Source organism: Bacillus sp. TH25, assembly GCF_016650935.1.
Lineage (GTDB): Bacteria > Bacillota > Bacilli > Bacillales > Bacillaceae_G > Bacillus_A > Bacillus_A mycoides.
Map to the genome: position 1 here is coordinate 496114 of NZ_JAEKEU010000009.1, position 25005 is coordinate 521118.

The window sequence follows — 25005 nt, forward strand, 5'->3', positions numbered from 1 at the left end:
CACCGACTCTCTGTGAGGCTTCACAGTCAACTACTCCTCCCTATCAACGCTTTATCATGTCATAAGAGCTATTATCCAACTTTATTTTCTTCGTAAATTTTCTCCCCATCTTCTACAACTAATTTACGGAATTCTTCTAATAAACGATTCGTATGTGGCCCTGTTCTACCTAAACCAATCGTTCTTCCATCTACTGTCGTAACAGCAATTACTTCAGCAGCTGTTCCTGTTAAAAACACTTCATCAGCTACATATACATCGTGCCTTGTAAATAATTCTTCTCTTACGTCATATCCAAGTTTTTCGCCGATTTCTAAAATCGCGTTTCGTGTAATACCTTCTAACGCTCCAGCAGAACTTGGTGGTGTAATTAATTTATTTCCCTTCACAATAAATACATTATCTCCAGAGCCTTCAGCTACATATCCTTGGTCATTTAACATAAGTGCTTCTTGTACTCCAGCTAATTTCGCCTCAATGCGAACTAAAATATTATTTAAGTAATTTAAAGATTTTACTTGAGGCGATAAAACATCCGGGCGATTGCGACGCGTTGCAACTGTTATAATCGGAATCCCTTTTTCATAATATTCTTGTGGAAATAAAGATAATTGCTCTGCAATTACTACTACATTTGGTTTCGTACAAGAATCGGGATCTAATCCCAAGTTCCCAGGTCCTCTTGATACAACGAGGCGGATATATCCATTAGATAGTTTGTTTTGTCGAATCGTTTCAACAACGATTTTCGTTGCTTCTTCTAACGTATATGGAATTTCTAACATGATGGATTTCGCTGATTCATATAACCGGACAAGATGCTCTCTCAAACGGAAAACATTACCGCTATATACCCTAATTCCTTCGAACACTCCATCGCCATATAAATAGCCATGATCATATACTGAAACCTTTGCTTCGTCTTTTGGAACAAATTCTCCATTTAAGAAAATCCACTGCTCGTTCACTTGAAAGCGCCCCCTATGTTCTATGAGTTTTTTATTGTTTCCTAGTCTACTCTCCTTTTCAAATAAATCAAGTTAATTTTTAGAAAATTTTTAATTTTTAATCGTACGTACATCTTTGTTTATATTGATTTAATAACATTGTTAACGTTTACAAAAAGTCAAAAAATTTTTTTCGTCAAATTCTACTAAAAAAAATATTTGTTTAAAAGAAGGGTTTTCGCCAATTGATACGAATCTATTGTATTCAATAAACGGACGTCCGATTTTATAAATCCGGGAATATACAACGACTTTTGGTGAAAAAGGGGGAAAATAACAAAAATAACGCTGTCTAAAAATAACATTCATATTTTTCATTTAGTAATCATAATCCTATTTTTAAAAAACAATTTGTCAAATTGAAGGAGGAAATAACAATGGCATGTGTACAAATTAAAGGAACTAGACAAGAGGTAGTAGAAATGCTACAACTATTTGATCTAATGGATACGAAAGGATTTTGTAAATTCGATAATTACGTTGAAGTAGAACCAAATAGTAGGAAACATAACAACTACACAGCTTCAATCGATATTCAGTCTAATAACAGTTCAGCACAAGATACATTAAATGATCAATTCGTTAGTCAAATGCTTACTGGTGTATATAACGACTAAACAAATATTCTCTTCCTACCATCTTTTCATAAATATATGCTATGGACTTGAGCATACTAGCAACTAGATGGTAGGAGGTGAAAATTATGGCTAGAATTGGTGTTGAGAACTCTTTAACAGATGTTCAACAAGCTCTTCAGCAACAAGGACATGAAGTCGTTTCACTTAACTCTGAAAATGATGCACATGGGTGTGATTGTTGCGTTGTAACCGGGCAAGATTCTAATATGATGGGCATTGCAGATACATCGATAAAAGGATCTGTAATTAAAGCACATGGTTTAACAACAGATGAAATTTGTCAGCAAGTTGAAAACCGCACTTAATCATTTTTATCACATTATTTGTGAGCTAACATGTAAAGGGAATGGAATGGTCCCACTGATTATAGTTTCAATTTATTTATAGAAAGAGGGCTCCTTTTCAAAAGGAGCCCTCTTTTTTATATTCACCTAACGGGAAAGTAACATATACTGGATGAAAGCCCTACCTCTCTCTCATCATTACGGTTCCACTGACCGCTCCTTGATTCACTAGTATACATATAAAGCTTACATATACAATTTATAGGGTTTGTTCACAAAAGTTGTTGGTAAGACTACCCGATCTTTCGCAAACTTTTCGTATTATATTCATAAGATTTATTTACTTTACACTAGCTTTAACCGAGACACGAATTAGAATTTTAACACCAATACAATAACTTGTCAATATTTTTCACAAATTAAAAACAGACATTAACGGTTTGTCTGTTTTAGAATGGAGCTTTTTCTTTTATTACATATACAACAAAACCGCTTACTAACATACATAAGCCAACTACTAAGTTTTTGATATTAATCATAAATTCCTCTCCCTTATTCCACACATCATATATATTTACAGTTCAATTATTCCGATCGTCCTAAAGCGCACTTTTTCTAATATATCATAATTCCTAAAAAATGCAAGTTCACTTTTGGCGACCATTCACAAATTTATCCACAGTGCTTGGCACAGTATTTAACGCTTTTTCAATTAAATGTGTACTACTATTGAGATGCAACACTTGCACACCGTTAGAACCAACTACTAAAAAAGCAACTGGGCTAATAGAAACCCCAGCCCCGCTTCCGCCTCCGAATGGATGACTTTGCCTGTTCTCTTTATGCTGCCCTTGTCCGCCGTTATGTTTTTCAGAAATAAAATCCCCTTTAAAGTCACTTCCACCAGCTCCAAAACCAAAAGCCACTTGAGATACTGTTAATACTACATTTCCGTCAGCTGTTGAAACCGGACTTCCAACAATCGTATTTACATCTACCATCTCTTTTAAATTTGTCATTGCTGTTTTCATTAAATTTTCAATTGGATGTTCCATTATGTACTACACCCTTTCCTCATTATTCTTTTTTATACTTTCCAAAATAGAGGAAGTCATACTAAGTTTTCCTATTTTGAAAAAACATTTTTCACTTTCCGATTGGATATTACTCCCTGTACAAGTTCGGATAAAGTGAAACTTTAATCAGTGGGGGTTTTGTTCATTCCCCACTGATTATTAGCCCTCACCAATCGGGCGTTTACGGGCAGCCCGACTCCCACCTAACTTCTTCGCTCCAACCAAATTTTGAGGTGGGAGTCTTACTGCTCGCAAATAGCGGGATAAAAACAGTAAAGAGAAACATACTACTATTGAACCTTGTTATGAAAGGAGTCCTTACTTTGACTGAGAAATTTGATGAATATAAAAAAAGAGATCGAATAGATAGTGATTATAGTGACTATAAAGAAGAATACGCAGCTGAAGTTGCACCACAGCGTATTGATTATGATGATAAAGATAACGATGATGTAAGATCATCTGCAGCTGGATCGACTGCTGGTTTTATCGCTCTTGCTTTAGCAATATTATCACTATTCACATTCCCAACACTATTTGGTCTTGTGTCTGTTTTACTCGGTATTTACGCTTATAATCGCGGGGCTACTGTAACTGGCGGTACCGCTGCCATTGTGGGTGGTATCGCTGCACTCATTGCGATATTATTCCGAGCGGCGATTATTGGTTTATTGTTCTCTCTTTTTTAAAAAGAAAAAGGTATCTCGCTTTATGCGGGATACCTTATCCTGTAAATACATCTTCTGATGGATATTTAATTTTTTGTTTCGCTGGTCGTGCCAAAGAGAACACAAGTGTTAACGGTCCGATTAATCCACAAAACATAACAAACATAATAATACATTTTCCAAACGCCGATAGCTTTGCAGTAATCCCCATTGTTAACCCTACTGTGCCAAACGCTGAAATTGTCTCAAATAATAACTGAATAAAACTGAAGTCTTCTGTAAGCATTAATACAAATACCGCTGTAAAAATAAGTATTTGACTAGCAACGACAATTGCTAACGCTCTCGTTACTGTCGACATTTTAATCGTACGCTGAAATAAAACAAAATCCTCTTTCTTTCTAAAGAAAGAAAGAACTGATGTAATTAAAATAACGAATGTCGTTAACTTAATTCCACCGCCTGTCGATACACTTCCCGCACCAATAAACATTAATACCATCGTAAATAGTATCGATGACTCTTCCATCCCCCCATAATCTACCGTGTTAAAACCGGCTGTACGAGGTGTAATTCCTTGGAAGAACGAAGCCCATAACTTTTCATTTAAAGATAAGTGTCCCAAAGTATTCACATTATTATATTCCAATACAAAAATCACAATCATCGCAATAACATTAAGTGCTATCGTTCCAACAATCATGATTTTGGAGTGCAGTGATAATTTTCGGAAACTACGGCTATACCATATATCAATTAATACAGTAAACCCTAACCCTCCTATTACAATTAAAGAACAAATCCCAATATTAATAATAGGATCTCCTACATATCTTGTTAAATTATCTGGCCAAAGCGCAAAGCCGGCATTATTATATGACGCAATAACGTGAAAAATACTATAGTATAAACCTTTTCCAAAACCAAACTCTGGAATAAAGCGAATCGATAAAAAGATAACCCCAATTAGCTCAATACAAATAGAAAAAATAAAAACTCGTTTCACTAATTTCACAAGACCACCAATATTTGTTTGATTAAATGCTTCTCCAATTAATAATCGGTGGCGTAAACCGATTTTTTTACCTAATACCCAAACAATTAAAATGGCAATCGTCATAAGGCCGAGACCACCCGTTTGAATTAAAAACATAATAACAATTTCACCAAACATCGTAAACGTACTTGCAGTATCTACAACACCTAAACCCGTTACAGTCGCTGCCGACGTAGCTGTAAAGAAAGCATCTATCCAACTAATATGTACTTTCGTTGCAAACGGTAACTTTAATAACAATCCTCCGACCACAATTAAACAAAAAAAGCCTAATGCTAAAATTTGTGGTGGATTTAATCGTACAAGGCGATTATACAACCCTTGTTTTTTTGCTACTTCCATATCACTAACTCCCTTTATCAAGTGAAGCTTTTATCCCCTCATAAATAAAGACTCTTTAAGAGCCTACAAGTAGCGAGATAAACCTTATATTCTTATAATATAGTTGAGCATAATCCTTTTTTTCATAGATTTCAACTTTTATTTATATTCAGATTCCTATCGTTTTACAAAAGAATATTCTCTATTATATCTCCACTTATACTATAACTCTTACAACAACTATTTTATCCCTTTTCAAATTCCTATATCTTTCACTCCAAGTTCACACGAGGGTCACATCTACCTTTTATAGTATACGTATCGGAGCTGTTCCTCCCTAATTTATAAGACATTCCCCAGTGTCTTGAACAGCTTTCCATCCCTAATTAAATTGACATAAATTGTCCCCTTCCTTGACCATCCTATATGTGATGGTCTTATTTTTTTGTTCTTTCTATCTTTTATTTGAAACTCCCTCTCTCTTTCACTCCATGTTCACACGAGGATCACATCCACCTTTTATAGTATACGTATCGGAGCTATTCCTCCCTAATTTATAAGACATTCCCCAGTGTCTTTGAATAGCTTCCATCCCTAATTAAATTGACATAAATTGTCCCCTTCCTTGACCATCCTATATGTGATGGTCTTATTTTTTTGTTCTTTCTATCTTTTATTTGAAACTCCCTCTCTCTTTCACTCCATGTTCACATCTAGGTCACATCCACCTTTTATAGTATACGTATCGGAGCTGTTCCTCCCTAATTTATAAGACATTCCCCAGTGTCTTTGAATAGCTTCCATCCCTAATTAAATTGATATAAATTGTCCCCTTCCCTAGGCCATCATGTGATGGTCTATTTTTTTTCCAAATACATAAATGTATTCTTTCCACATATTTCAGCAAAAATGGACTATATACATTGAAACAGACCATTTTATACTAAATATTCAGAAAATATTGTTAACATAGGTATTTTTTCGGTATAATTAATTTAGAAAGCAATTTTACAAAAACAAAAGGGGGGGAGTTATTGAAACAAACAAAGGCAATCTTAATTGCATTATTTCTCGGTCTAGTTGTCGGACTCACTTTAAATTTAGCTGCTCCATCTATTTTTGAGCCATTGAATCAATATGCGTTCAATCCACTTGGTCAACTGTTTATTCGACTTATTAAAATGCTAGTTGTTCCTGTTGTATTCATTTCTATCGTACTTGGGGCTGCTGGTCTTGGAGATCCGAAACAACTTGGAAGAATTGTGGTTTAAAATCAATTTCATTCTTTCTCGTAACAACAGCTGTCGCTATCTCTATTGCAGTTACATTTGCACTTATCATAAAACCAGGAGCTGGCGGTAACTTTAAAACAGACGGGCTTAAGTATGAAGGTGCAAAAACTGAAACATCTTTCGTTGATACATTGCTGAATATTGTGCCAGATAATCCAGCAAAAGCGATGGCTGATGGGAACATGCTACAAATTATTGCCTTTGCCGCATTGATCGGACTCGGTTTAGCTGTTTTAGGAAAACGAGTTCAAGGTGTCCATTCATTACTTGAACAGGGCAACGAATTAATGATGTATCTTGTTAATCTCGTCATGAAATTAGCTCCAATCGGAACATTCGGGTTGCTCGCTTCGTCCGTTGGTAAAATGGGTCTTGCAGGCGTCGCTGCGATGTTCAAGTATATGATTGTCGTTATGTTGGTACTCATTATTCACGGTGTCTTCGTATACGGCGGCTTATTAAAGGTACTAGCCAAAGAAAGTATTATTCGTTTCTTTAAACATTTCGGTCCGGTAATGGCAATTGGGTTTAGTACATCTAGTTCTAATGCGTCCCTTCCATTTGCCATGAAAACCGCCCAAGAAAAACTTGGAGTTCCAAAAGCGATAAGCTCTTTTGTACAACCACTAGGTGCAACGATTAATATGGATGGTACTGCTATTATGCAAGGGGTAGCAACTGTATTTATCGCTCAAGTATACGGCGTTGAACTTACATTACCACAATTAGCTATGGTCGTATTAACTGCTGTACTAGCTAGTATCGGTACTGCAGGTGTACCAGGTGTTGGACTAGTAATGCTTACGATGGTTTTAAATCAAGTAAATCTACCAGTAGAAGGCATTGCTTTAATTATCGGTATTGACCGCATTCTAGATATGTCTAGAACTGCTGTAAATATTTCCGGTGATGCAATTTGTGCAATGATTGTTGCAAAATCAGAAGAAAAATATAATACGGATCAATCTGCAGCATCTTAAATCAAAAAAGGAGTGAATCATTTCACTCCTTTTTTGATTTACTTCCTTTTTTCGAACGATATTCTTTTCCTTTATTATCATTTCCCGTTTCAAATTCAGTACTAAACTCCTGCTGGAATTGCCCTGATTTTGGTGAACCTTGATTTCCACTTCCTTGACTACCATTACGATTCGTCATATTTCTCCCTCCTTCCTTTATTAGTAGTATGGCGCTCTATCTTTTTTCATACACATTTTATTTTTTATCATCTATTACACACAGAAGAAGACCTTCCATATATGAGGAAGGTCTTCTTTTTAATTAGGTAAGCGTTTTCTTATTTGTAATTATTTAAATAAGTTTTTTAGAAATAGATATCATTATATCCATTTCATCTTCTGAAAGTGCGGAAAATCTTTCTTGTAAATATTTCTTTTTCTCACCTTCCATTTTCGCAACTAACTCTTTCCCTTGTTCTGTAATCTCTAAATATACAACTCGGCGATCTGATGTAGAACGTGAACGAGTTACAAAGCCTTTATTAATTAATTTTTCTGTAACAGCTGTAATATGACTATTCGACACATTTAACTCATTAGCTACACGTGAGACCATTTCTTTATTCGTACGGTTCAATATTCTAAGGACAATGAACTCATTCCACGGTATGTAACCACCAAATATTTTTCCAATATCATTACGCAACGTGCGAAACATTGCAAAAACATTTGTCGATAGTTCTTCCATTAATTGTTCTCGATTTTGAGACAACTTTGACAGCCCCTTTTATTTAATTTAGTTAAATAAAAACCTTATTAATAATTTTACACGAAATCTTACTTTTTGTCACCTTATTTCCCCATAATTCGTAGTTTTTTAATAGATATTTCATGGTACAATGAAATTGATTTTCCAGAAAAAGGAGTTGGGGCAATGAGTGAAGAAGACAAACTTTCTAATCTCAGTCTAAAAGATAAGACTATTATTATTAGTGTTGTTATTCTTATTCTCATTATATTCTTTGCATTTATATTTTTTGTATATGTGGGAATCTTTCATATTACAGGTATAGAATATTCATCAAGAACAGCTCTACTACTCTTTTTTTACTCATTCTTTTATTAGACGGTATTACATATTTTATATTGATTTTCTTTAAAGTGCTCCTACATCCAATGATGACAAGTATGCCCAATTGGCTCTCAATTGCTCTGCTCTCTATAATTGAAATTACGTTAGATTGGTTTGTCATACATACCGCCGATGACTGGATAGAGAGTGTACAAATGTCCAACATAGCTGAATTATGTGTCGCACTATTCCTTTACACACTAAATAAATTATTTAGTGATAAGAAAGAGTAAGAATACAAGCTTTTCTATATAAAAATTGGTACAATAAAAATAAATCATACTAAAGAGGTGTTACTTATGAACTTACTACAATGGGCTGATAAAGGCATGTCCTTTGATACATATGTGAATGAAATGAAAGTAAACCAATACGAGCTACTACACATTTACAATAACTTTTTAATTCCAAATGAATTACTCCCTATATTAGAAGAACGCCAAAATGATGGCTGGCGTGTTATCGTATTAACAGCTGATTGGTGCGGCGATGCTCTTTTATGTGTACCTGTTATGAAACGAATTTCTGAAGTTGCAAATATTGATATGAAATTATTAATTCGCGATGAAAACTTAGAGTTAATGGATCAATACTTAACAAACGGAACAGCACGTGCGATTCCAATCTTTATTTTCATTGATAAAGACGGAAATGAACAAGCCGTCTTTGGACCACGCGCTCCAAAAGTACAAGAATTAGTAACTTCAATGCGCGCTACATTACCTGAAAAAGAAGATCCAACATTCGAAGAGAAACAAAAAGAAATGTATGCTAATTTCCGTGCTACATTAGCTGATGATACTTCTCTTTGGGAACATGTAATGGAAAGCATGATTGAGAAAGTAGTAAAATAAAAAACCTGCCGATTTCGGCAGGTTTTTTTATTACATAACGAAGAAATAGAATACCGCAGCTAAAATGAAACGATAGTAAGCGAACGGTGTTAGTTTTACACGACCTAATAATTTTAAGAATGAAACAATTGCAAGCATCGCAACAACGAATGCTGTAATAAATCCAGTTGCAAATAACGGTATATCAGCCGCGCTTAATATATCCCAGCTTTTAATTAAATCTAAGGCACTTGCAGCTACCATCATTGGCACCGCTAGAATAAATGTATATTCCGCTGCCGCTGTATGCGAAACACGTGCTAATAAACCACCACTTATTGTTGATCCAGAACGAGAAAATCCTGGCCAAAGTGCTAAACATTGGAACATTCCGATTGTAAATGCTTGCTTATATGTGATTTCATCTAACGTTCTTGCTGTACTTGGTTTTGAAAACTTCTCAGCAACAATCATTAAAATACCACCAGCTACTAAGCTAATAACAACCGGTCCTGGACCGAATAAAACTTCTTTAATTGCGCTATGGAATAGTACGCCGAGTATGCCGGCAGGAATCATCCCGATAATAATATGTAATAAATTTAAAGATGGTCCATCAGTTACTTTCCCTATTCCAACTAATGACCATAAACGTTTCCAAAATATAACAACAACTGCTAAAATCGATCCCAACTGAATAACAACTTCGAAAACTTTCGCTCTATCGTCTTCAAATCCAATTAAGTGTCCTGTTAAAATCATATGTCCTGTTGATGATACTGGTAAAAACTCTGTTAAACCTTCAACAGCACCCATGATTAATCCAATTAACCAATCAGCCACAAGTAGTGCCTCCTTAATAACGAATATGTAATTTTTTCACACCTTATCATAATACCTTATCCCTTTTCAAAGTGCATCCTTTTTTTATTGATTTCATTTGTTGTATACGCTTATTTCTTTTCTATTTTTTGATTAAATTGTATGATAATAAGAGTTTGTTTTTTACGTTGAAAGGGGATTTTATGAAAGAAACTACTTCATTCTCACAAAAGTTAAAGCAATTTTTATTACTCTTTTTCCCGATTTTTGTAACGCAAATGTCATTATTTGCGATGAGCTTTTTTGATACGACAATGTCAGGACATGCGAGTCCTATTGATTTAGCGGGTGTTGCTATCGGAACAAGTATATGGCTTCCCGTTAGTACCGGCTTAACAGGAATTTTAATGGCTACTACTCCTATTGTTGCACAGCTCGTTGGATCAAAGAAAAAGGAGGACGTTCCCCACATTGTCATACAAGCAGTATATTTAGCAATTTGTGCTAGTTTCGTTGTTATCCTTATCGGATTCTTCGCTGTTTCACCTATTTTAAATGGCATGCAATTAGAAGAACCCGTGGAACGTATTGCAGCACAATTTTTAATTATTATCGCGATTGGAATTATCCCTTTATTTACTTACACCGTCTTACGTGGATTTATTGATGCATTAGGAAAAACTCGAACAACGATGATTATTACATTACTATCATTACCAATTAATGTAGTATTAAATTACTTATTAATTTTTGGTCACTTTGGCTTTCCAAAACTCGGTGGTGTTGGTGCGGCAATCGCTTCTGCAGCAACTTATTGGTGTATTTTAATTATTACGGTTATTATTATTCGTACGAAAGAGCCTTTTGCTTCTTTCAATATCTTTAAACAGTTATACCGCCCTTCCTTTACAATCTGGAAGGAATTCCTGAAACTTGGCGTCCCTATCGGATTTGCTATCTTTTTTGAGACGAGTATTTTCGCTGCGGTAACACTTATGATGAGTAATTTTAGTACGACAACAATAGCAGCACATCAAGCAGCTATGAACTTTGCTTCCTTGTTATATATGACTCCTTTAAGTTTAGCAATGGCAATGACGATAGCAGTCGGATTTGAAGTTGGAGCAAAACGATACAATAATGCGAAACAATATGGATTTATCGGAATTGGGTTAGCCCTTGCTTTCGCTCTTTTATATTCAATCCTTCTCTATTTCTTTGATGATGAAATTGCTTCTATTTATACGACAAATGCAAATGTCCATCATTTAGCTAAAGAATTTCTTATATTCGCGATTTTATTTCAAATTTCAGATGCGATTGCAACTCCAGTACAAGGAGCACTTCGTGGTTATAAAGACGTAAATGTTGCCTTAATTATGACATTAATAGCTTATTGGGTAATAGGTCTACCTCTTGGCTACATGTTAGCAACTTATACTGACTGGGCAGCAAAAGGTTATTGGATCGGTCTTATTATCGGTCTAGCATTTGGAGCAATCTTCCTGCTTATCCGTCTCTTTCAAGTACAAAGAAAATATACAACGCAAAGCAGCCGCTAATGATATAGCGGCTGTTTTCTTCATGCATATTTTTTCTTGTAACGTGTAACATAATGAAAAAGAAAGGTGGATACATATGGACGAAAAACAAAAGAAACAATCATTCGATGAAGAATTCGCCCCTGAAATTTCACCTGGATATCGGCAAGATGTACATAAGCCACCTAAATATAAAAACACTTCTTTTTTAATGGGTATTACCATTTTCGCAGCAGTATTACTCGTGCTCATCATTTTCGTCTATTTTTAAGGAAGGGTGGTCTATTATATGAAGAAACAAGATTCAAATCGTTCAAAAAGAACTGTTAAAACAGAAAAAGGATATGCAGGAGATTCTGTTCATACACTGAAACAAGTTGAGCAAGGAAATTTATACATTGCTCAAAAAGAACTTGGTCAACAAAATGAAAATCTTTAAAATCCCTCTGCTTCTAGAGGGTTTTTTATTGTACATATTGTTTTTGTTCTAACACCATGAATAAATTATTAACCTTTACAATTTTCATGTCATAATTTAATTTCATTTCACTTCTCTTGCCATTTTCAATACCAGTAACGTACGCTACAGCATGATAGCGAAAACTCTCATCTGTCTCTTCACGTATCTCTTCGTTTGTAAATTTATACTCTAAATCCCGAAAACGGTTTGGGTAATAATTTTCTATTAACTGTTCATACCCTCTATTTACAAATATTTCTTCACCTTTTCGTTTCACATCTTCTTTATTATTAAACTCAAACACTGCTAGTTGCGCTGTCACAAAGTGTTCTCCTACATTTTTCTTTTCTTTATGAGTTAAAGTTTCTATACTTTTGTTCTTTAATTCCTTATTTAACTCGTAGCGATCTATCGGTTTAAAGCTGGCAAAAACCTCCTCTTTATATGACCAAAACAATCCAAAAGCGATACATAGAGAAATGATTAATATTCTTTTCTTCGTAATGCACCCCACCCTCCTCCATAATGATAGTTATATTTTAACATACAGAAAGAAAATTCTGATATTATAAAGTAGAATAACCTACCTTTAACTTAGAAACGAGGAACAATTATGGACTCTTACAAACAATATATAAAAGAAGCTCTACCAGATCTTTCTATACATTCATATATGCAAAATGAAGAAGGTTGGGATAATATAACGGTTATTATAAATGACGAACTACTATTTCGTTTCCCACGAAAACTTGAATATGCAAACCGAATTCCGTTAGAAAAAGAACTGTGCACAATTCTTTCTCATTCATTACAAGAAATTGCAGTCCCTAAGTATAAACTATTGTATAAGAATAATTGTAATACGGTTCCATTTTGTAGCTATTATCCTCTCATTCACGGTGAACCGTTAACAACTGAAATAGTTACCAAGCTAGAGAAAAAAGAATTGAAAGCAATCATTACACAATTAGCCACTTTCCTTGCGGCTTTACATAGTATTCCTTTAAAACGTACTGAAACGCTAGGGTTCCCTATCGAAAAAACACTTACCTACTGGAAAGAACTACAAACAAAATTAAATCAATATCTTACTAACAGTCTTACTTCATTACAGAAATCAGCCTTAAATCGTTTATTCGAAAATTTCTTTACCTGTATAACTAAATCTACCTTTCAAAATGCAATCATTCATGCTGACTTTACACATCATCACATTTTATTTAACAACCTGCACAAAAACATTTCAGGTGTTATCGATTTTGGAGATGCTCAAATTGGCGATCCCGCTTTTGATTTTGCTGGGCTATATTATGATTTCGGTCGTGAGTTTACTACATCTGTATATGAACAATACAGTGCACTTATTTCTCACCGCGATCCATTACTCATTCACCGCATCACTACCTTTTATCAATACAGCCCTTTACTACATAACCTTATTTATAACATTGAAACAAACAACGAAATAATATTAAAGAAGAATGAAGAACAGCTTAAAGCAATACTACAGGGACGAGATTAAATTCTCTCCCTATACTCTCTCTCCTCATACATCATTAACTTTTTATCCATTTCAACAATAACTTTATACAATTGAAATGCCTGTAAAATTTGCAGTTGAATTCCAAAAGGAGCATTCTGTTCTTTTAACCATTGAAATACTGCCGTTTCATCTTTCATTGATTATTCCTCCTCTTATTAAAATCTGCTACTCATATACCGTAAATGATGAAAAGCTTTTCATGTCAATAATAAAAAGGATGCAAAATTGCATCCTTTAATGTACGATATTTTTCTTCTGCAGCGTTTTCTCTTTTGCCTCTTCCACTTGGCATTCACTACGAAAAGCACAGCTCATACACTCAGAACGAAAATTACGCTCTGTGTAGTGCTCAGGTTGTTGCAGCATTTCTTTCATTCTAAATAAATCATCCATTCCAGTTATAATATCTTCCTGTTTTGGAATGTACTCATACTTAGTTCCTTCTATTAAATTAATCACTTCGATTTTTCCTGGAAGAATGCCGAAAGCTTTATAACTGAATACTGTCATTAGCTTCTGACAAAGAGCAAGCATTTCCTCATCCGCATCGACAACATACTTTTTAATTACAAACGATTCAGCACTCCACTCACCAACTTCAAATGTCAATGACATGTGGACACCTAACTCTTCCATATATGTTTGAAACTTCTCATATAAAAATAACGGCGGTGCCTGACTATCATCCCTTTCAACAAACTGTAATAAGTGATCAGTTAGCTTCGCTAAAACAATATAGTACTCCGCCTTTGAAGCAAACATATTAATCCTTACTTTTTTCCAATACTTTTCTATTAATATTAAAAGTACAATTTTCGTTTGTTGGCCCGCAGGTAGCGTGTAATATTCATTAATAATTTGATTCACAATCATTTGCGCTATTTGTTGCCATTCAAATGAAGAAGGTTCTCTTCTTTTTATATGACGGAAATAAAATTTATGCGGACAACGCATAAAATCATACAAATGGTAATCTGTCATCGTTTTGATTGAGATTTTCTCATGCAATTGCTCTTCATCTCCCTTCTGCCATTAAGAAAGGTGTTTTACGAATTCAGCTCCAAACTGTAAACATTTTTCTACATCTTCATCTTCTGGCGTTAATTCTACTTTCAATCCTTCTAACACAACTGCTGCCCCGCGCTCCTGCAGCTTTTCTATTAAAATATCAACCGCTACCCCGTATTTCGGATAAGCCGAATCACAAGAACCGAATGCAGCTGCTTTTTTACCAGTTAAGTTAATAGAATCCATTGCATCATAAAAATCTAAAAAATCATCAGGAAGATCACCATCTCCCCAAGTATAAGCACCTAAAATAATCCCGTCATATTGCTCTAATATAGAAGCTTCTGGTGTATCCATAATATCAATTACTTCAATCTCATTTTCTGTTTCACGAATCGCACCCGCAATATGGTCAGCCATTTCCTCTGTATTTCCACTCATACTTGCAAAAATCATTACTAACTTACTCAACTGAACCTCTCCTTTTACCTTGTATCTCTTTTTCTGTTTGAAGTGTACTCTTCTCACCTACATATTCAGAACGAATTACATTTCGTTGCCATTCAATATGCTTATCAACATCTTTATTTTTTAATCCCCTTCGTAAAAGGTGAAATGTTTTTCTCATTAAGGTTCCTCATCTGTTTCATTGATAATAATTATCAATTTCAATTATACCATTAGATTAATTGAAATTGATTATCAAAGTCAATAACTATTTTTTAAAAAATAGTTAAAATGTACAAGCTTGTCCGTTAGCTATTCATATACTATAAATGAGCATAGTTCTTTCTCAGCCCTCTCTGACGGAAGAAATAAAAGCAACTGCAATAGAGTGCAGTTGCCTTTTTTTATGCTTTATCAGTTTCTAGTAGTCTTATAGTTGTCTCTAAAAATAGTTCCACTCCATTAATTAAAGCCGATTCATCCACATCAAATTTCGGATGATGATGTGGATAACAAGTATCAATATTTTCATTCCCTGTTCCTAATTTAATGAAACAACCAGGTGCTTTTCTTAAATACGCTGAAAAATCTTCTCCTCCCATAGAAGGTTCAAGATGCACAATACGCTGATTTCCGAACAATTTTATCGCACTTTTTTCTACTATTTTCGTAATGTACTCATTATTAACAACTGGATCATATCCGTAACGATACGTATATGTATAATCTCCCCCATGTGCTTCTGTAATTCCTTTTACAATTTGCTCAATTTTCTCTTTTGCTTCCTCTCTTAATGTTTGATTAAAAGATCGAACAGTTCCCATTAAAGCTGCTGTGTTTGGAATGATATTATCGGCCATCCCCCCATGAAATTGTGTAACTGACACTACTCTATGCATAAAAGCACTTGTATTTCTTGATACGATATGTTGTAAATTTGTAATAATTTGTGCTCCGATAGCAATAGGATCTATCGTTTCTTCTGGTCGTGCCGCGTGACCACCCTTTCCTAAAATTTCAATTGTAAATACGTCTGGTGCTGCCATCATAGGGCCATATACAATTCCTATCTTTCCACTTTCTAATCCAGACATAACGTGCAAACCTACTACATAATCGACGCCGTCCATAACACCGGCCTCCACCATTTCTTGTCCACCACCGGGATACACTTCCTCTGCGTGCTGAAAGAACAGACGGATTTCGCCTGCAAAATCTTCCTTCATATTTGCTATCGTCTCTGCTGTACTTAATAAAATAGCTGCGTGAGCATCATGCCCGCATGCATGCATTATTCCTTTATGCACAGACGTATAAGGTTTCCTTGTCTCCTCTTGGATTGGTAAAGCATCTATATCAGCTCGAATCGCAACTACTTTTCCTTGTTGCCTTCCTCTTTTAATTGCTAGCACACTGTACTGCGTTGGTCTCGTTACTTCAAAAGAAGAAAATGAGCATAATGTTTCATATATAAATTGCGAAGTTTCTTTTTCATGAAACGATAATTCCGGATACTTATGGAAATGCCGTCTCCATTTAATGATATTTTCCTCTGAAATAAAACTCCTCCACTCTCTTTTCATAATAATTACCTCCTTTTAAAAGGCTCTATACCTTGAAAATGTACTAAGTACCCAGTGATTATTAACCCACTCCAATTCAGGAATAACAAAACAAATATTATATTTTCCCGCCTTCTCACAATCCACTTTTATACATTCACACAATCCACTTGCTATTTACATGTCAAACCCATTACAAATTCATGCTGAATGTAATATAATTGCTAAGTTAGGGATTTTCTTTTTTAGTATTTAGTGCTAATATCAGAAAAGAGCCTTTTGACTTATTTTTACCTAAAATGTGGGATTTTGTTTTTTTCACAATAATGTAGGACATGATACCTACAAAGAGCTATTATTTCATTAAGCGAGGGAAAGACATGGAAAGATTAAAAGAGATATGGTCTCAACCACTCACACAATGGGTTGCAAAGACGGTTTATTACCTTGCAATTTTATTTGCATTACTTTGGTTGTATGGATTCCATGATACAAACACAAGTACATTTATTTACAATGAATTCTAGGGTGGGAACGTTATGAAGTTATTAGAACAAATTGAAAAGTGGGCTGTAGAAACGCCTGATCAAACCGCTTTTGTTTGGCGAGATGCGAAAATTACGTACAAACAATTAAAGGAAGATTCTGATGCGTTAGCACATTGGATTTCTTCTGAGTATCCAGATGATCGTTCACCAATTATGGTTTATGGCCATATGCAACCTGAAATGATTATTAACTTTTTAGGTTGTGTAAAAGCTGGACATGCTTACATTCCTGTAGATTTATCTATTCCAGCTGATCGTGTACAACGTATTGCTGAAAGTTCTGGTGCGAAATTACTGTTATCAGGGGCAGAAGTAACGGTAACGGACTTACCAGTTCGCATTACAAGTGAAGATAACTTAAAAGATATTTTCTTTACTCATAAAGGGAATACTCCAAATCCTGAACATGCGGTAAAAGGTGATGAGAACTTCTACATTATTTACACATCAGGAAGTACAGGTAATCCGAAAGGGGTTCAGATTACTTATAACTGTCTTGTTAGCTTTACAAAATGGGCTGTAGAAGATTTCAACTTACAAACAGGGCAAGTATTCTTAAACCAAGCACCTTTCTCATTCGATTTATCTGTAATGGATATTTACCCATCATTAGTAACAGGTGGTACACTTTGGGCAATCGATAAAGATATGATTGCACGTCCAAAAGACTTGTTTGCTTCTTTAGAGCAATCGGATATACAAGTATGGACTTCGACACCATCTTTCGCAGAAATGTGTTTAATGGAAGCCTCTTTCTCTGAAAGTATGCTACCAAACATGAAAACATTCTTATTCTGCGGTGAAGTGTTACCAAATGAAGTAGCTAGAAAATTAATTGAGCGTTTCCCGAAAGCAGCAATTATGAATACGTACGGTCCAACAGAAGCTACTGTTGCTGTAACAGGCATTCACGTTACAGAAGAAGTACTTGATCAATACAAATCACTTCCAGTTGGCTACTGTAAATCAGACTGTCGCCTTCTTATTATGAAAGAAGATGGTACAATTGCACCTGACGGTGAAAAAGGTGAAATCGTAATTGTCGGTCCAAGCGTAAGCGTTGGCTATTTAGGAAGCCCTGAATTAACAGAAAAAGTATTTACCATGATTGATGGTGAGCGCGCCTATAAAACAGGTGATGCTGGCTATGTAGAAAATGGTCTTCTATTCTATAATGGTCGTCTTGATTTCCAAATTAAGCTTCATGGTTATCGAATGGAATTAGAAGAAATCGAACATCATCTTCGCGCGTGTTCTTACGTAGAAGGTGCAGTTGTTGTTCCAATTAAAAAAGGTGAAAAATATGATTACTTATTAGCGGTTGTTGTTCCTGGAGAGCATTCGTTTGAAAAAGAATTCAAATTAACATCTGCAATCAAAAAAGAACTCAATGAGCGATTACCAAATTACATGATTCCACGTAAATTCATGTATCACTCTTCTATTCCAATGACACCAAATGGAAAGGTAGATCGCAAAAAATTATTGAGTGAGGTTACAGCATGACCGCATATGGATCATTTTATTTTTTCGCTATAGTAGGCATTTTATTAATACCTACTATCATAGCTGGATTAAAAGGTAAAATGTTGCGTAAATATAATGCCGTTTTAACATTAGTAATGCTCGTTATTATCTTCTCTGATAAACCGAAGCAAGCAATCATGTTAGCCGCATTTATTATTTGGCAATATGCCCTTATTAAAGGCTATTTAATTTTAAGAAAACAAAATAATAGTACATTCACGTTTTGTATAGCTGTTATTTTATCGATTTTACCGCTTATTTTGGCAAAAATCGCACCGTTTGTACCTGAATTGCATTTTATTGTTTTCGCAGGTATGTCTTACGTAACATTTAGAGCTGTACAGATGGTCTTTGAAGTTCGTGATAATTTAATTAAAGAACTTTCCTTCTTTAATTTCTGGGAATTCGTTTTATTCTTCCCTGCGATTTCAAGTGGACCTATCGATCGTTACCGTAGATTCCAAAAAGATATTCAAAAGCCGCCTAGTGCTGAGGAATATCAAAAGTTACTATATACAGGGATTAACCGTATTTTCCAAGGTTTTCTGTATAAATTTATAATCGCGCACTTGATAACCACATATCTTGTAAAGGCAGTATTCGCCAATCAAGATACACTTTTATCTAATGTGATTTTTATGTACGCTACTAGCATGCAGTTATTCTTTGACTTTGCAGGTTATAGTGCGTTCGTAATTGGTATCAGTTACATGATGGGAATTAAAACTCCAGAAAACTTTAATAAGCCATTCCTTAGTCGTAACATTAAAGACTTCTGGAACCGCTGGCACATGAGTTTATCATTCTGGTTCCGTGATTTTATTTACATGCGTTTCGTCTTTTTTGCAACGAAGAAAAAGTTAATTAAGAACCGTTACACAATTTCGTATATCGGTGCATTTTTAAACTTTTTCATTATGGGAATTTGGCACATCCAAGGAAGCGCTGTTGCGCAGTATGTTATTTATGGTCTATATCATGCCGCACTGTTTATTTTATTCGATATTTTCGAACGAAAAAACAAGAAGCATAAGTTTTGGCCAAACAATAAATTTACACACGTCCTTGCGATTGTAATTACGTTCCACGTTGTATGTTTCGGTTTCCTGATCTTCTCTGGACACCTTAACAGATACTTTTAATGCACCCTTCTTATACTATTAAGAAGTTGCACATATAATATATTTCGGATATAAAGGAGATTTTTAAAATGGCAGAATTCAAAGAGCAAGTATTAGATATTTTAGAAGAAGTATGTGAAAACGATATTGTGAAAGAGAACTTAGATGTTCAATTATTTGAAGAAGGTATTCTTGATTCTTTCGCTGTAGTATCTTTATTAGTAGAATTCCAAGAGCGTTTAGAGATTGAAGTTTCTATTTCTGATTTTGACCGCGATGAGTGGGCTACACCAAATATGGTTATTAAAAAGTTGGAAGAAATCCGATGAACAAAGTAAAATTTGGTCCGATGCTTTTAGCATTGGCCCTTTTTGCTGTATTCTTACTTATTCCAACGCGCTTCCTACTTCCACTTTTAAGTGATGAGAAAGTAGAACAAGCTGCGACTTCTTTAAAAGAAGAAAAGATTCAAAGTATGATTTTACAGCAAAAGATGTTAGCAGACCCGAAATATCTTCCGATGTACGGTTCATCGGAATTCGCACGTATGGATGCTTTCCATCCATCGAATTATTTCAAAGTAAAGCCTGAAGGATTCACACCATTCCTACTTGGGCGCGGTGGAACACAAGACCTTGTACATGTATTAAACTTCGCATCTACAATGGATCAATTGAAAGATAAGAAAATGATATTCGTTCTTTCTCCTCAATGGTTTGTACCACAAGGTATTGATGAGACACACTTTGCACCTAACTTTTCAAAACAACAAGGTTACCACTTCATTTTCAACGATGATTTAAAACCTGAAATGAAAAAACAAATTGCAAAACGCTTATTAAACTTTGAGATTGTTAAAAAAGAAACTTTATTAAAAATTTCGCTTGAAGGTATCGCCTACGATGATACAAAGTATAAAGTAAAAGCACTTGCTGCTAAACCTTTCGCTTATATCTATCGTAACATTCTAGATCGTAAAGATTTATTTACAGCTATGTTTAATATTAAGCCGCATAAAGAACAGCTTGATCCATCATTGAAACAAATGAACTGGGAAGAAGCTCGTAAGCATGCTGATCAAACAGGTGCAGTAGAATCAAGCTCTAACGAATATGGTATCGAAGATGATTACTTCAATAGCAAAATTAAGAAGAAATTAAAACAACGTGAAGGTTACTTAAAAAATGATGCTTATGACCAATCACCAGAGTATGAAGATTTACAAATTGTACTTGATTTATTAAAACAATCTGGCGCAAAACCGCTCTTCATTTCTGTTCCTGTAAAAGGTCCTTGGTATGATTACGCTGGCTTCCCAAAAGAAAAACGCGAATTATACTACAATAAAGTTCATGAGCAAATTAAGAAAGCTGGTTATCCAATTGCTGATTTCTCAAATCATGAATATGATAAGTACTTCTTAAAAGATCATATGCACTTAGGTTGGAAAGGCTGGGTTTACATCGACGAAGCTATCCAACAATTTTATAAAGCAAACTAACGAAAAGACCGCTTGAATTATTCAAGTGGTCTTTTTCTATATACACCTTGTAATTGTTCAATTACGTTCTCTGCTTCTTTCATGACACGCTTCACTACGTGCTGAGCTGATTCCGTTCGTGCTAATGATGATGCTTGTCCTGCCCAAAGCGACATATACTCTTCCTTATTTTGCTTCGCTGCTTCTTGACGTATTTTTGAAGTTAATACGTTTTGCACTGGATACATCGGCAAATTCGCTTCTCTTCCTTCATGTTTCTCTATAAATTCATTACGAATACCCCGTGCATATTTCCCGGAAAACGCACGAGTTACCGTTGTACTCGTATCTGTACTATGTAAAATCGCTTCTTTATACACGTCATGCGTAATACTTTCTTCACTCGTTAAAAATGCTGATCCCATTTGAACAGCTTCTGCCCCTAACGCAAATGCCGCAACAAGCCCTTGCCCATTCATTACACCACCTGCTGCAACAATCGGGATATGAGGTACTTCCGCTACTAATTGCGGGATTAATGCAAATGTACCAATCATCGCATCTTGTTCTTTCCCAATAAACGTTCCTCTATGCCCTCCTGCCTCGCTACCTTGCCCGACAATAATATCTACCCCTAACTTAGCAAGTGCTTTCGCTTCCGCTACATGGGTAGCTGTTCCGATAACTTTTATCCCTTCCTTTTTCAAATCATCTATTTCTTCTTTTTCTAACGTTTGAAATGCAAAACTAACGACTGGTACCTTTTCCTCTAATAATACTTGTAATTGTTCTTTATAGCCTTTTGGAAGTTTTAAAGTCTTTTCTTCCTCTATACCTAATTCTCTATTCACTCCACTAAGTAATACTTTCGCCTCGTTTACCTTCTCTTCTTCTATCTGTATCTCTTTCGTTAAAAGTAAATTAACACCGAAAGGCTTATTTGTTAGTTCCCTTATTTTATAAATCGCTTCACGGATTTGTTCTGGGCTCATATACCCTGCTCCAAGCGTACCTAATCCTCCGCTATTACTCACAGCTGCAACAAGTTCTGACGTTGTAATCGCTCCTGCCATACCTGCTTGAATGATCGGATACTTAATTTGTAATATATCTATTACTCGACTTATAAACATCATTTTCCCTCCTACTTTCCCTATACCTTCTTTATATGACATGCTTTCCCCTTCTTTTACAAGGATTGAACTTTCGCTCAAGCGAATATATTGAAAGAGAAGGAGGCTGAGAACAATGATTTATCCAAATGCGTTGCAAAAAGGTGATACAGTAATGGTTATTGCACCGTCTGGCCCACCAACACTTGAGAATATATTAAAAGGTGTGAACGTATTACAAGAGATGGGATTATCCGTAATAATTGGAAAGAGTGTTTATGAAAAATATGGATATTTAGCTGGAAGTGATCAAGTTCGTCTTGATGATATACATGAAGCATTTACAAATACTGAGGTCAAAGCAGTCTTTTGTGCACGAGGTGGTTACGGCAGCGCTCGTCTCCTCCCTTACATTCAATATGAAATCATTCAACGGAATCCAAAGATTTTTTGGGGATATAGCGATATTACGGCTTTACATACTGCCTTTTCACGTTATGCGGAGCTGGTTACTTTTCATGGTCCAATGATTGAAGAATTAGGAAAAGGTATAGATTCTCTCTCCTTATCTTCTTTCAATCAACTATTCCATCCGTATTCATCTATCTTATATGCATCAGAATGTATCGTACCTACCTCTCCATGTACAGTTACAGGCACATTAGTTGGAGGGAATTTAACTGTGTTAACAAGTATAATTGGCTCGCCCTATGAGATAAATACGTCAAATAAACTTTTATTGCTTGAAGATATTGGTGAAGAACCGTACCGCATTGACCGGATGTTAAATCAACTACTTTTATCTGGACAGTTTAATGAATGCAGCGGCGTTATTTTTACAAGTTGTCACGACTGCAACCCTTCTAAGCCATCTCAATCATTGCAAACAATATTATATGAATATTTCACGCCATATAATATACCTGTGTTATTCGGTTTACCGATTGGACATATAAGTCCAAATATCGGTATTCCCCTCGGAGCTACAGCAACAATAAATACAACTAACAAAACTGTTTCTATTTCTTCTGGTATAGCCACTCCATGTTCAAATTAAAAAGGAAAAGCTGCTAAGCTTTTCCTTTTACTTATAATAATTAAATATTCGTCCTGATGCTATCTCTGCAATTTCTTCTGGAATAAATGTTTTACTCATATCTGTTCCAACATTTAATACAGCTGTCGCATCTTTCTCGATGCTACCCAATAATTCTTTTCCACGTATCGTAATAAGGGGTGTACCTTCTGGCAACACATCTTTTACAAATTTCAATTGTGTAAAGAACGGAACGATCCATCTACCCTCTCCTTGGAAATGACGCAAACGAAGTGTTCCTTCCGTTGCTCCGTCTTCTGCTTCAAGTGAACCAGCAACATAAAACTCCGTTGTTAAGAGCAATTCATAAAATTCCTTTTGCTTTTGTTTATCATCTCCTGCTAAAACGAGTACTTCTTCTATTTTCTTTACTGGAATTTGCTCCATATGATGACACCCCTATTTTCAAAATGATTATACTTAGATTATACGAAATATTCTTATTTTTTTCTACATAATTCCACAATTATTTTCTTAAAATAATTTTAAAACACCTTCAGTCGTAACGATTTTGGCAAATTCATCATGTAAGTTTACAAGTGTCATATTGTGAATGTCCTCTGCACTATACTCTGTCCCGTCCAGACCTTTACGATTGAATGTAGCCGTCGCATCGCTCACTAAATACGTTGTAAGCCCTAAATTACCTGCCATCCGTGTTGTAGTCTCCACACAATGATTTGTTGTTAATCCTACAATCACTACCGTATTACATTTTTGTTCTCTTAATTGTTCTTCCAAATTTGTCCCAATGAACGCGCTATTAACGGATTTCTGGATAATTATTTCATCTGGCATTGGTTGCACTTCTTCTTTAAAGTTTACCGTTTCCGCATGTTGATAAAACATCGATTGAACATTTTCTTTATTTACATGTTGAATATGAAAAACTGGTAGTTTTCTTTTTCTCCATTCTTCTAACAAACTTTTCATATTTTCTTCCGCCAAAAGGTTATTCCTCACGCCCCAGTATGGTAAGTTGAATGCTTCCTGTACATCAATGATTATAAGTACTGCTTGATTAAGCATAATATCCTCCTAATTAATTGGGCTGTAATTGAAACAGAAAACCAAGTTGCTGCGAAGCAGTAATAAAACAAATATAGGCACAAAGCTCTACAATTTCTTTTTCAGTCCAATATTGTTTTAATATATGAAACATATTATCATCTATCGCCTTTTGGTCATGAACAAATGCATGTGCAAAAGTAACGGCTACGCTAATTTCTTCTATTTTTTGTATATCATCCGGCTTTCCCTTTGCCATACAGTACGGACATTCATTCCCAAACGCTAATGTTCTTCTTACTTGCTCCTTTAACTCTACGGAAAGGGCCCCTGTACTATACAGTGTATTCTCTAACGTACTCCACGAATTTAATATATCTGGATTATGACCTAATAATTTTTGAAACTTTGTATCTCCTACATTTGATAATGTAATTCTCTCCATCATTTCCCCTCCTATTTC

Annotated in this window: 32 protein-coding genes, 2 pseudogenes and 1 other annotated feature (1 of these 35 only partly in view); of the genes and pseudogenes, 16 read left to right on the top strand and 18 right to left on the bottom strand. The window is 35.1% G+C overall.

All coding sequences use genetic code 11. The features are described 5' to 3' along the window. Positions 1–56: a binding site (T-box leader), on the bottom strand; it reaches 173 nt to the left of the window's first position. Between the two features lie 15 nt (positions 57–71). Then, positions 72–968, bottom strand: coding sequence for a branched-chain-amino-acid transaminase (gene ilvE, locus JFT89_RS07070; RefSeq protein WP_002011723.1), 897 nt, complete (start codon positions 966–968; stop codon positions 72–74). A gap of 141 nt (positions 969–1109) precedes the next feature. Next, positions 1110–1325, bottom strand: coding sequence for a hypothetical protein (locus JFT89_RS30610; RefSeq protein ID WP_078184166.1), 216 nt, complete (start codon positions 1323–1325; stop codon positions 1110–1112). A 59-nt stretch (positions 1326–1384) separates the two neighbouring features. Here JFT89_RS30610 and JFT89_RS07075 point away from each other — a divergent pair, with 59 nt between their 5' ends. Further along, positions 1385–1624 carry a DUF3911 family protein gene (locus JFT89_RS07075; protein WP_002011724.1) on the top strand — a complete coding sequence of 80 codons (240 nt, stop codon included), beginning with the start codon at positions 1385–1387 and terminating at the stop codon, positions 1622–1624. An 86-nt stretch (positions 1625–1710) separates the two neighbouring features. Continuing rightward, positions 1711–1950 (top strand): YkuS family protein, encoded by a 240-nt coding sequence (locus JFT89_RS07080; RefSeq protein WP_002011725.1) that lies wholly within the window; start codon positions 1711–1713, stop codon positions 1948–1950. 428 nt (positions 1951–2378) lie between these two features. On the opposite strand, the gene JFT89_RS07085 is transcribed toward JFT89_RS07080, so the two are convergent. Both JFT89_RS07085 and ytfJ read right to left on the bottom strand, forming a co-directional pair. Continuing rightward, the gene (locus JFT89_RS07085) at positions 2379–2468 is read right to left on the bottom strand and encodes a hypothetical protein (protein WP_000608225.1); all 90 of its coding nucleotides are present in this window, start codon (positions 2466–2468) and stop codon (positions 2379–2381) included. A gap of 108 nt (positions 2469–2576) precedes the next feature. Further along, positions 2577–2984, bottom strand: a complete 408-nt coding sequence (ytfJ, locus tag JFT89_RS07090; RefSeq protein WP_002064435.1) for a GerW family sporulation protein — start codon at positions 2982–2984, stop codon at positions 2577–2579. A gap of 344 nt (positions 2985–3328) precedes the next feature. Between ytfJ and JFT89_RS07095 the strand changes: the two genes are divergently transcribed. Further along, positions 3329–3694 carry a hypothetical protein gene (locus JFT89_RS07095; RefSeq protein ID WP_002149534.1) on the top strand — a complete coding sequence of 122 codons (366 nt, stop codon included), beginning with the start codon at positions 3329–3331 and terminating at the stop codon, positions 3692–3694. A 34-nt stretch (positions 3695–3728) separates the two neighbouring features. Here the strand turns inward: JFT89_RS07095 and JFT89_RS07100 are convergent, their stop codons facing one another. Further along, positions 3729–5072 (bottom strand): TrkH family potassium uptake protein, encoded by a 1344-nt coding sequence (locus tag JFT89_RS07100; RefSeq protein WP_201039699.1) that lies wholly within the window; start codon positions 5070–5072, stop codon positions 3729–3731. Between the two features lie 1013 nt (positions 5073–6085). Here JFT89_RS07100 and JFT89_RS07105 point away from each other — a divergent pair. Continuing rightward, positions 6086–7323, top strand: a pseudogene (locus JFT89_RS07105) (dicarboxylate/amino acid:cation symporter). Between the two features lie 22 nt (positions 7324–7345). Here the strand turns inward: JFT89_RS07105 and JFT89_RS07110 are convergent. Together JFT89_RS07110 and JFT89_RS07115 are read right to left on the bottom strand one after the other, a co-directional pair. Beyond that, positions 7346–7501, bottom strand: a complete 156-nt coding sequence (locus JFT89_RS07110; protein WP_002011733.1) for a hypothetical protein — start codon at positions 7499–7501, stop codon at positions 7346–7348. 153 nt (positions 7502–7654) lie between these two features. Beyond that, positions 7655–8074: a MarR family winged helix-turn-helix transcriptional regulator gene (locus JFT89_RS07115; RefSeq protein WP_002064429.1), complete on the bottom strand. Its 420-nt coding sequence runs from the start codon at positions 8072–8074 to the stop codon at positions 7655–7657. Positions 8075–8236: 162 nt separating this feature from the next. Between JFT89_RS07115 and JFT89_RS07120 the strand changes: the two are divergent. Together JFT89_RS07120 and JFT89_RS07125 are read left to right on the top strand one after the other, a co-directional pair. Then, positions 8237–8667: pseudogene (locus JFT89_RS07120) on the top strand (regulatory YrvL family protein). A gap of 33 nt (positions 8668–8700) precedes the next feature. Then, on the top strand, positions 8701–9288 hold the full coding sequence (locus JFT89_RS07125; protein WP_080001740.1) for a thioredoxin family protein: 588 nt from the start codon (positions 8701–8703) through the stop codon (positions 9286–9288). A gap of 30 nt (positions 9289–9318) precedes the next feature. On the opposite strand, the gene uppP is transcribed toward JFT89_RS07125, so the two are convergent. Continuing rightward, a complete protein-coding gene (gene uppP, locus JFT89_RS07130) occupies positions 9319–10110 on the bottom strand; it encodes a bacitracin resistance undecaprenyl-diphosphatase (RefSeq protein ID WP_002064425.1) in 792 nt (263 codons plus the stop codon). 182 nt (positions 10111–10292) lie between these two features. On the opposite strand from uppP, the gene JFT89_RS07135 reads away from it, so the two are divergent. The 3 genes from JFT89_RS07135 (at position 10293) to JFT89_RS07145 (ending at position 12069) form a co-directional block, all read left to right on the top strand. Then, the gene (locus JFT89_RS07135; protein ID WP_002140955.1) at positions 10293–11651 is read left to right on the top strand and encodes an MATE family efflux transporter; all 1359 of its coding nucleotides are present in this window, start codon (positions 10293–10295) and stop codon (positions 11649–11651) included. A gap of 76 nt (positions 11652–11727) precedes the next feature. After that, positions 11728–11901 (top strand): hypothetical protein, encoded by a 174-nt coding sequence (locus JFT89_RS07140; protein ID WP_000343684.1) that lies wholly within the window; start codon positions 11728–11730, stop codon positions 11899–11901. Between the two features lie 18 nt (positions 11902–11919). Beyond that, positions 11920–12069, top strand: a complete 150-nt coding sequence (locus tag JFT89_RS07145; protein ID WP_000743737.1) for a hypothetical protein — start codon at positions 11920–11922, stop codon at positions 12067–12069. Positions 12070–12094: 25 nt separating this feature from the next. On the opposite strand, the gene JFT89_RS07150 is transcribed toward JFT89_RS07145, so the two are convergent. Further along, the gene (locus JFT89_RS07150) at positions 12095–12604 is read right to left on the bottom strand and encodes a hypothetical protein (RefSeq protein ID WP_002064424.1); all 510 of its coding nucleotides are present in this window, start codon (positions 12602–12604) and stop codon (positions 12095–12097) included. 99 nt (positions 12605–12703) lie between these two features. On the opposite strand from JFT89_RS07150, the gene JFT89_RS07155 reads away from it, so the two are divergent. After that, positions 12704–13612 (top strand): aminoglycoside phosphotransferase family protein, encoded by a 909-nt coding sequence (locus JFT89_RS07155; RefSeq protein ID WP_002064423.1) that lies wholly within the window; start codon positions 12704–12706, stop codon positions 13610–13612. On the opposite strand, the gene JFT89_RS07160 is transcribed toward JFT89_RS07155, so the two are convergent. From JFT89_RS07160 to JFT89_RS07180, 5 genes are all read right to left on the bottom strand, one after another. After that, a complete protein-coding gene (locus JFT89_RS07160) occupies positions 13609–13770 on the bottom strand; it encodes a hypothetical protein (protein WP_002126244.1) in 162 nt (53 codons plus the stop codon). The genes JFT89_RS07155 and JFT89_RS07160 overlap by 4 nt on opposite strands. A gap of 97 nt (positions 13771–13867) precedes the next feature. Beyond that, positions 13868–14641, bottom strand: a complete 774-nt coding sequence (locus tag JFT89_RS07165) for a hypothetical protein (RefSeq protein WP_016094492.1) — start codon at positions 14639–14641, stop codon at positions 13868–13870. 24 nt (positions 14642–14665) lie between these two features. Next, positions 14666–15112 carry a flavodoxin gene (locus tag JFT89_RS07170; RefSeq protein ID WP_002086759.1) on the bottom strand — a complete coding sequence of 149 codons (447 nt, stop codon included), beginning with the start codon at positions 15110–15112 and terminating at the stop codon, positions 14666–14668. After that, on the bottom strand, positions 15105–15269 hold the full coding sequence (locus JFT89_RS07175) for a hypothetical protein (protein ID WP_002064420.1): 165 nt from the start codon (positions 15267–15269) through the stop codon (positions 15105–15107). The genes JFT89_RS07170 and JFT89_RS07175 overlap by 8 nt, the downstream gene beginning before the upstream one ends. A 223-nt stretch (positions 15270–15492) precedes the next feature. Continuing rightward, the gene (locus JFT89_RS07180) at positions 15493–16671 is read right to left on the bottom strand and encodes an amidohydrolase (RefSeq protein ID WP_016094493.1); all 1179 of its coding nucleotides are present in this window, start codon (positions 16669–16671) and stop codon (positions 15493–15495) included. Positions 16672–17030: 359 nt separating this feature from the next. Between JFT89_RS07180 and JFT89_RS07185 the strand changes: the two genes are divergently transcribed. The 5 genes from JFT89_RS07185 to dltD all read left to right on the top strand — a co-directional run bounded on the left by JFT89_RS07185 (position 17031) and on the right by dltD (position 21347). Next, the gene (locus JFT89_RS07185) at positions 17031–17177 is read left to right on the top strand and encodes a teichoic acid D-Ala incorporation-associated protein DltX (RefSeq protein WP_002011626.1); all 147 of its coding nucleotides are present in this window, start codon (positions 17031–17033) and stop codon (positions 17175–17177) included. 12 nt (positions 17178–17189) lie between these two features. Beyond that, positions 17190–18704 carry a D-alanine--poly(phosphoribitol) ligase subunit DltA gene (gene dltA, locus JFT89_RS07190; protein ID WP_002064418.1) on the top strand — a complete coding sequence of 505 codons (1515 nt, stop codon included), beginning with the start codon at positions 17190–17192 and terminating at the stop codon, positions 18702–18704. Next, the gene (dltB, locus tag JFT89_RS07195) at positions 18701–19867 is read left to right on the top strand and encodes a D-alanyl-lipoteichoic acid biosynthesis protein DltB (RefSeq protein ID WP_002126234.1); all 1167 of its coding nucleotides are present in this window, start codon (positions 18701–18703) and stop codon (positions 19865–19867) included. The genes dltA and dltB overlap by 4 nt, the downstream gene beginning before the upstream one ends. A gap of 68 nt (positions 19868–19935) precedes the next feature. Beyond that, on the top strand, positions 19936–20175 hold the full coding sequence (gene dltC / locus JFT89_RS07200) for a D-alanine--poly(phosphoribitol) ligase subunit DltC (protein ID WP_002011622.1): 240 nt from the start codon (positions 19936–19938) through the stop codon (positions 20173–20175). Beyond that, complete coding sequence (gene dltD, locus JFT89_RS07205) at positions 20172–21347, top strand: D-alanyl-lipoteichoic acid biosynthesis protein DltD (protein ID WP_016094494.1); 1176 nt, start codon at positions 20172–20174, stop codon at positions 21345–21347. The genes dltC and dltD overlap by 4 nt, the downstream gene beginning before the upstream one ends. Positions 21348–21364: 17 nt before the next feature. On the opposite strand, the gene JFT89_RS07210 is transcribed toward dltD, so the two are convergent. Continuing rightward, a complete protein-coding gene (locus JFT89_RS07210) occupies positions 21365–22501 on the bottom strand; it encodes an NAD(P)H-dependent flavin oxidoreductase (RefSeq protein ID WP_016094495.1) in 1137 nt (378 codons plus the stop codon). Positions 22502–22574: 73 nt separating this feature from the next. Between JFT89_RS07210 and JFT89_RS07215 the strand changes: the two genes are divergently transcribed. Continuing rightward, positions 22575–23495, top strand: coding sequence for a S66 peptidase family protein (locus tag JFT89_RS07215; protein WP_002011617.1), 921 nt, complete (start codon positions 22575–22577; stop codon positions 23493–23495). 27 nt (positions 23496–23522) lie between these two features. Here JFT89_RS07215 and JFT89_RS07220 read toward each other — a convergent pair whose 3' ends face one another. The 3 genes from JFT89_RS07220 to JFT89_RS07230 form a co-directional block, all read right to left on the bottom strand. After that, positions 23523–23921: an SseB family protein gene (locus tag JFT89_RS07220; protein WP_002011614.1), complete on the bottom strand. Its 399-nt coding sequence runs from the start codon at positions 23919–23921 to the stop codon at positions 23523–23525. A gap of 87 nt (positions 23922–24008) precedes the next feature. Beyond that, complete coding sequence (locus tag JFT89_RS07225; protein ID WP_201039700.1) at positions 24009–24563, bottom strand: cysteine hydrolase family protein; 555 nt, start codon at positions 24561–24563, stop codon at positions 24009–24011. A gap of 13 nt (positions 24564–24576) precedes the next feature. Further along, the gene (locus JFT89_RS07230; RefSeq protein WP_170935223.1) at positions 24577–24990 is read right to left on the bottom strand and encodes a carboxymuconolactone decarboxylase family protein; all 414 of its coding nucleotides are present in this window, start codon (positions 24988–24990) and stop codon (positions 24577–24579) included. Positions 24991–25005: the final 15 nt, after the last annotated feature.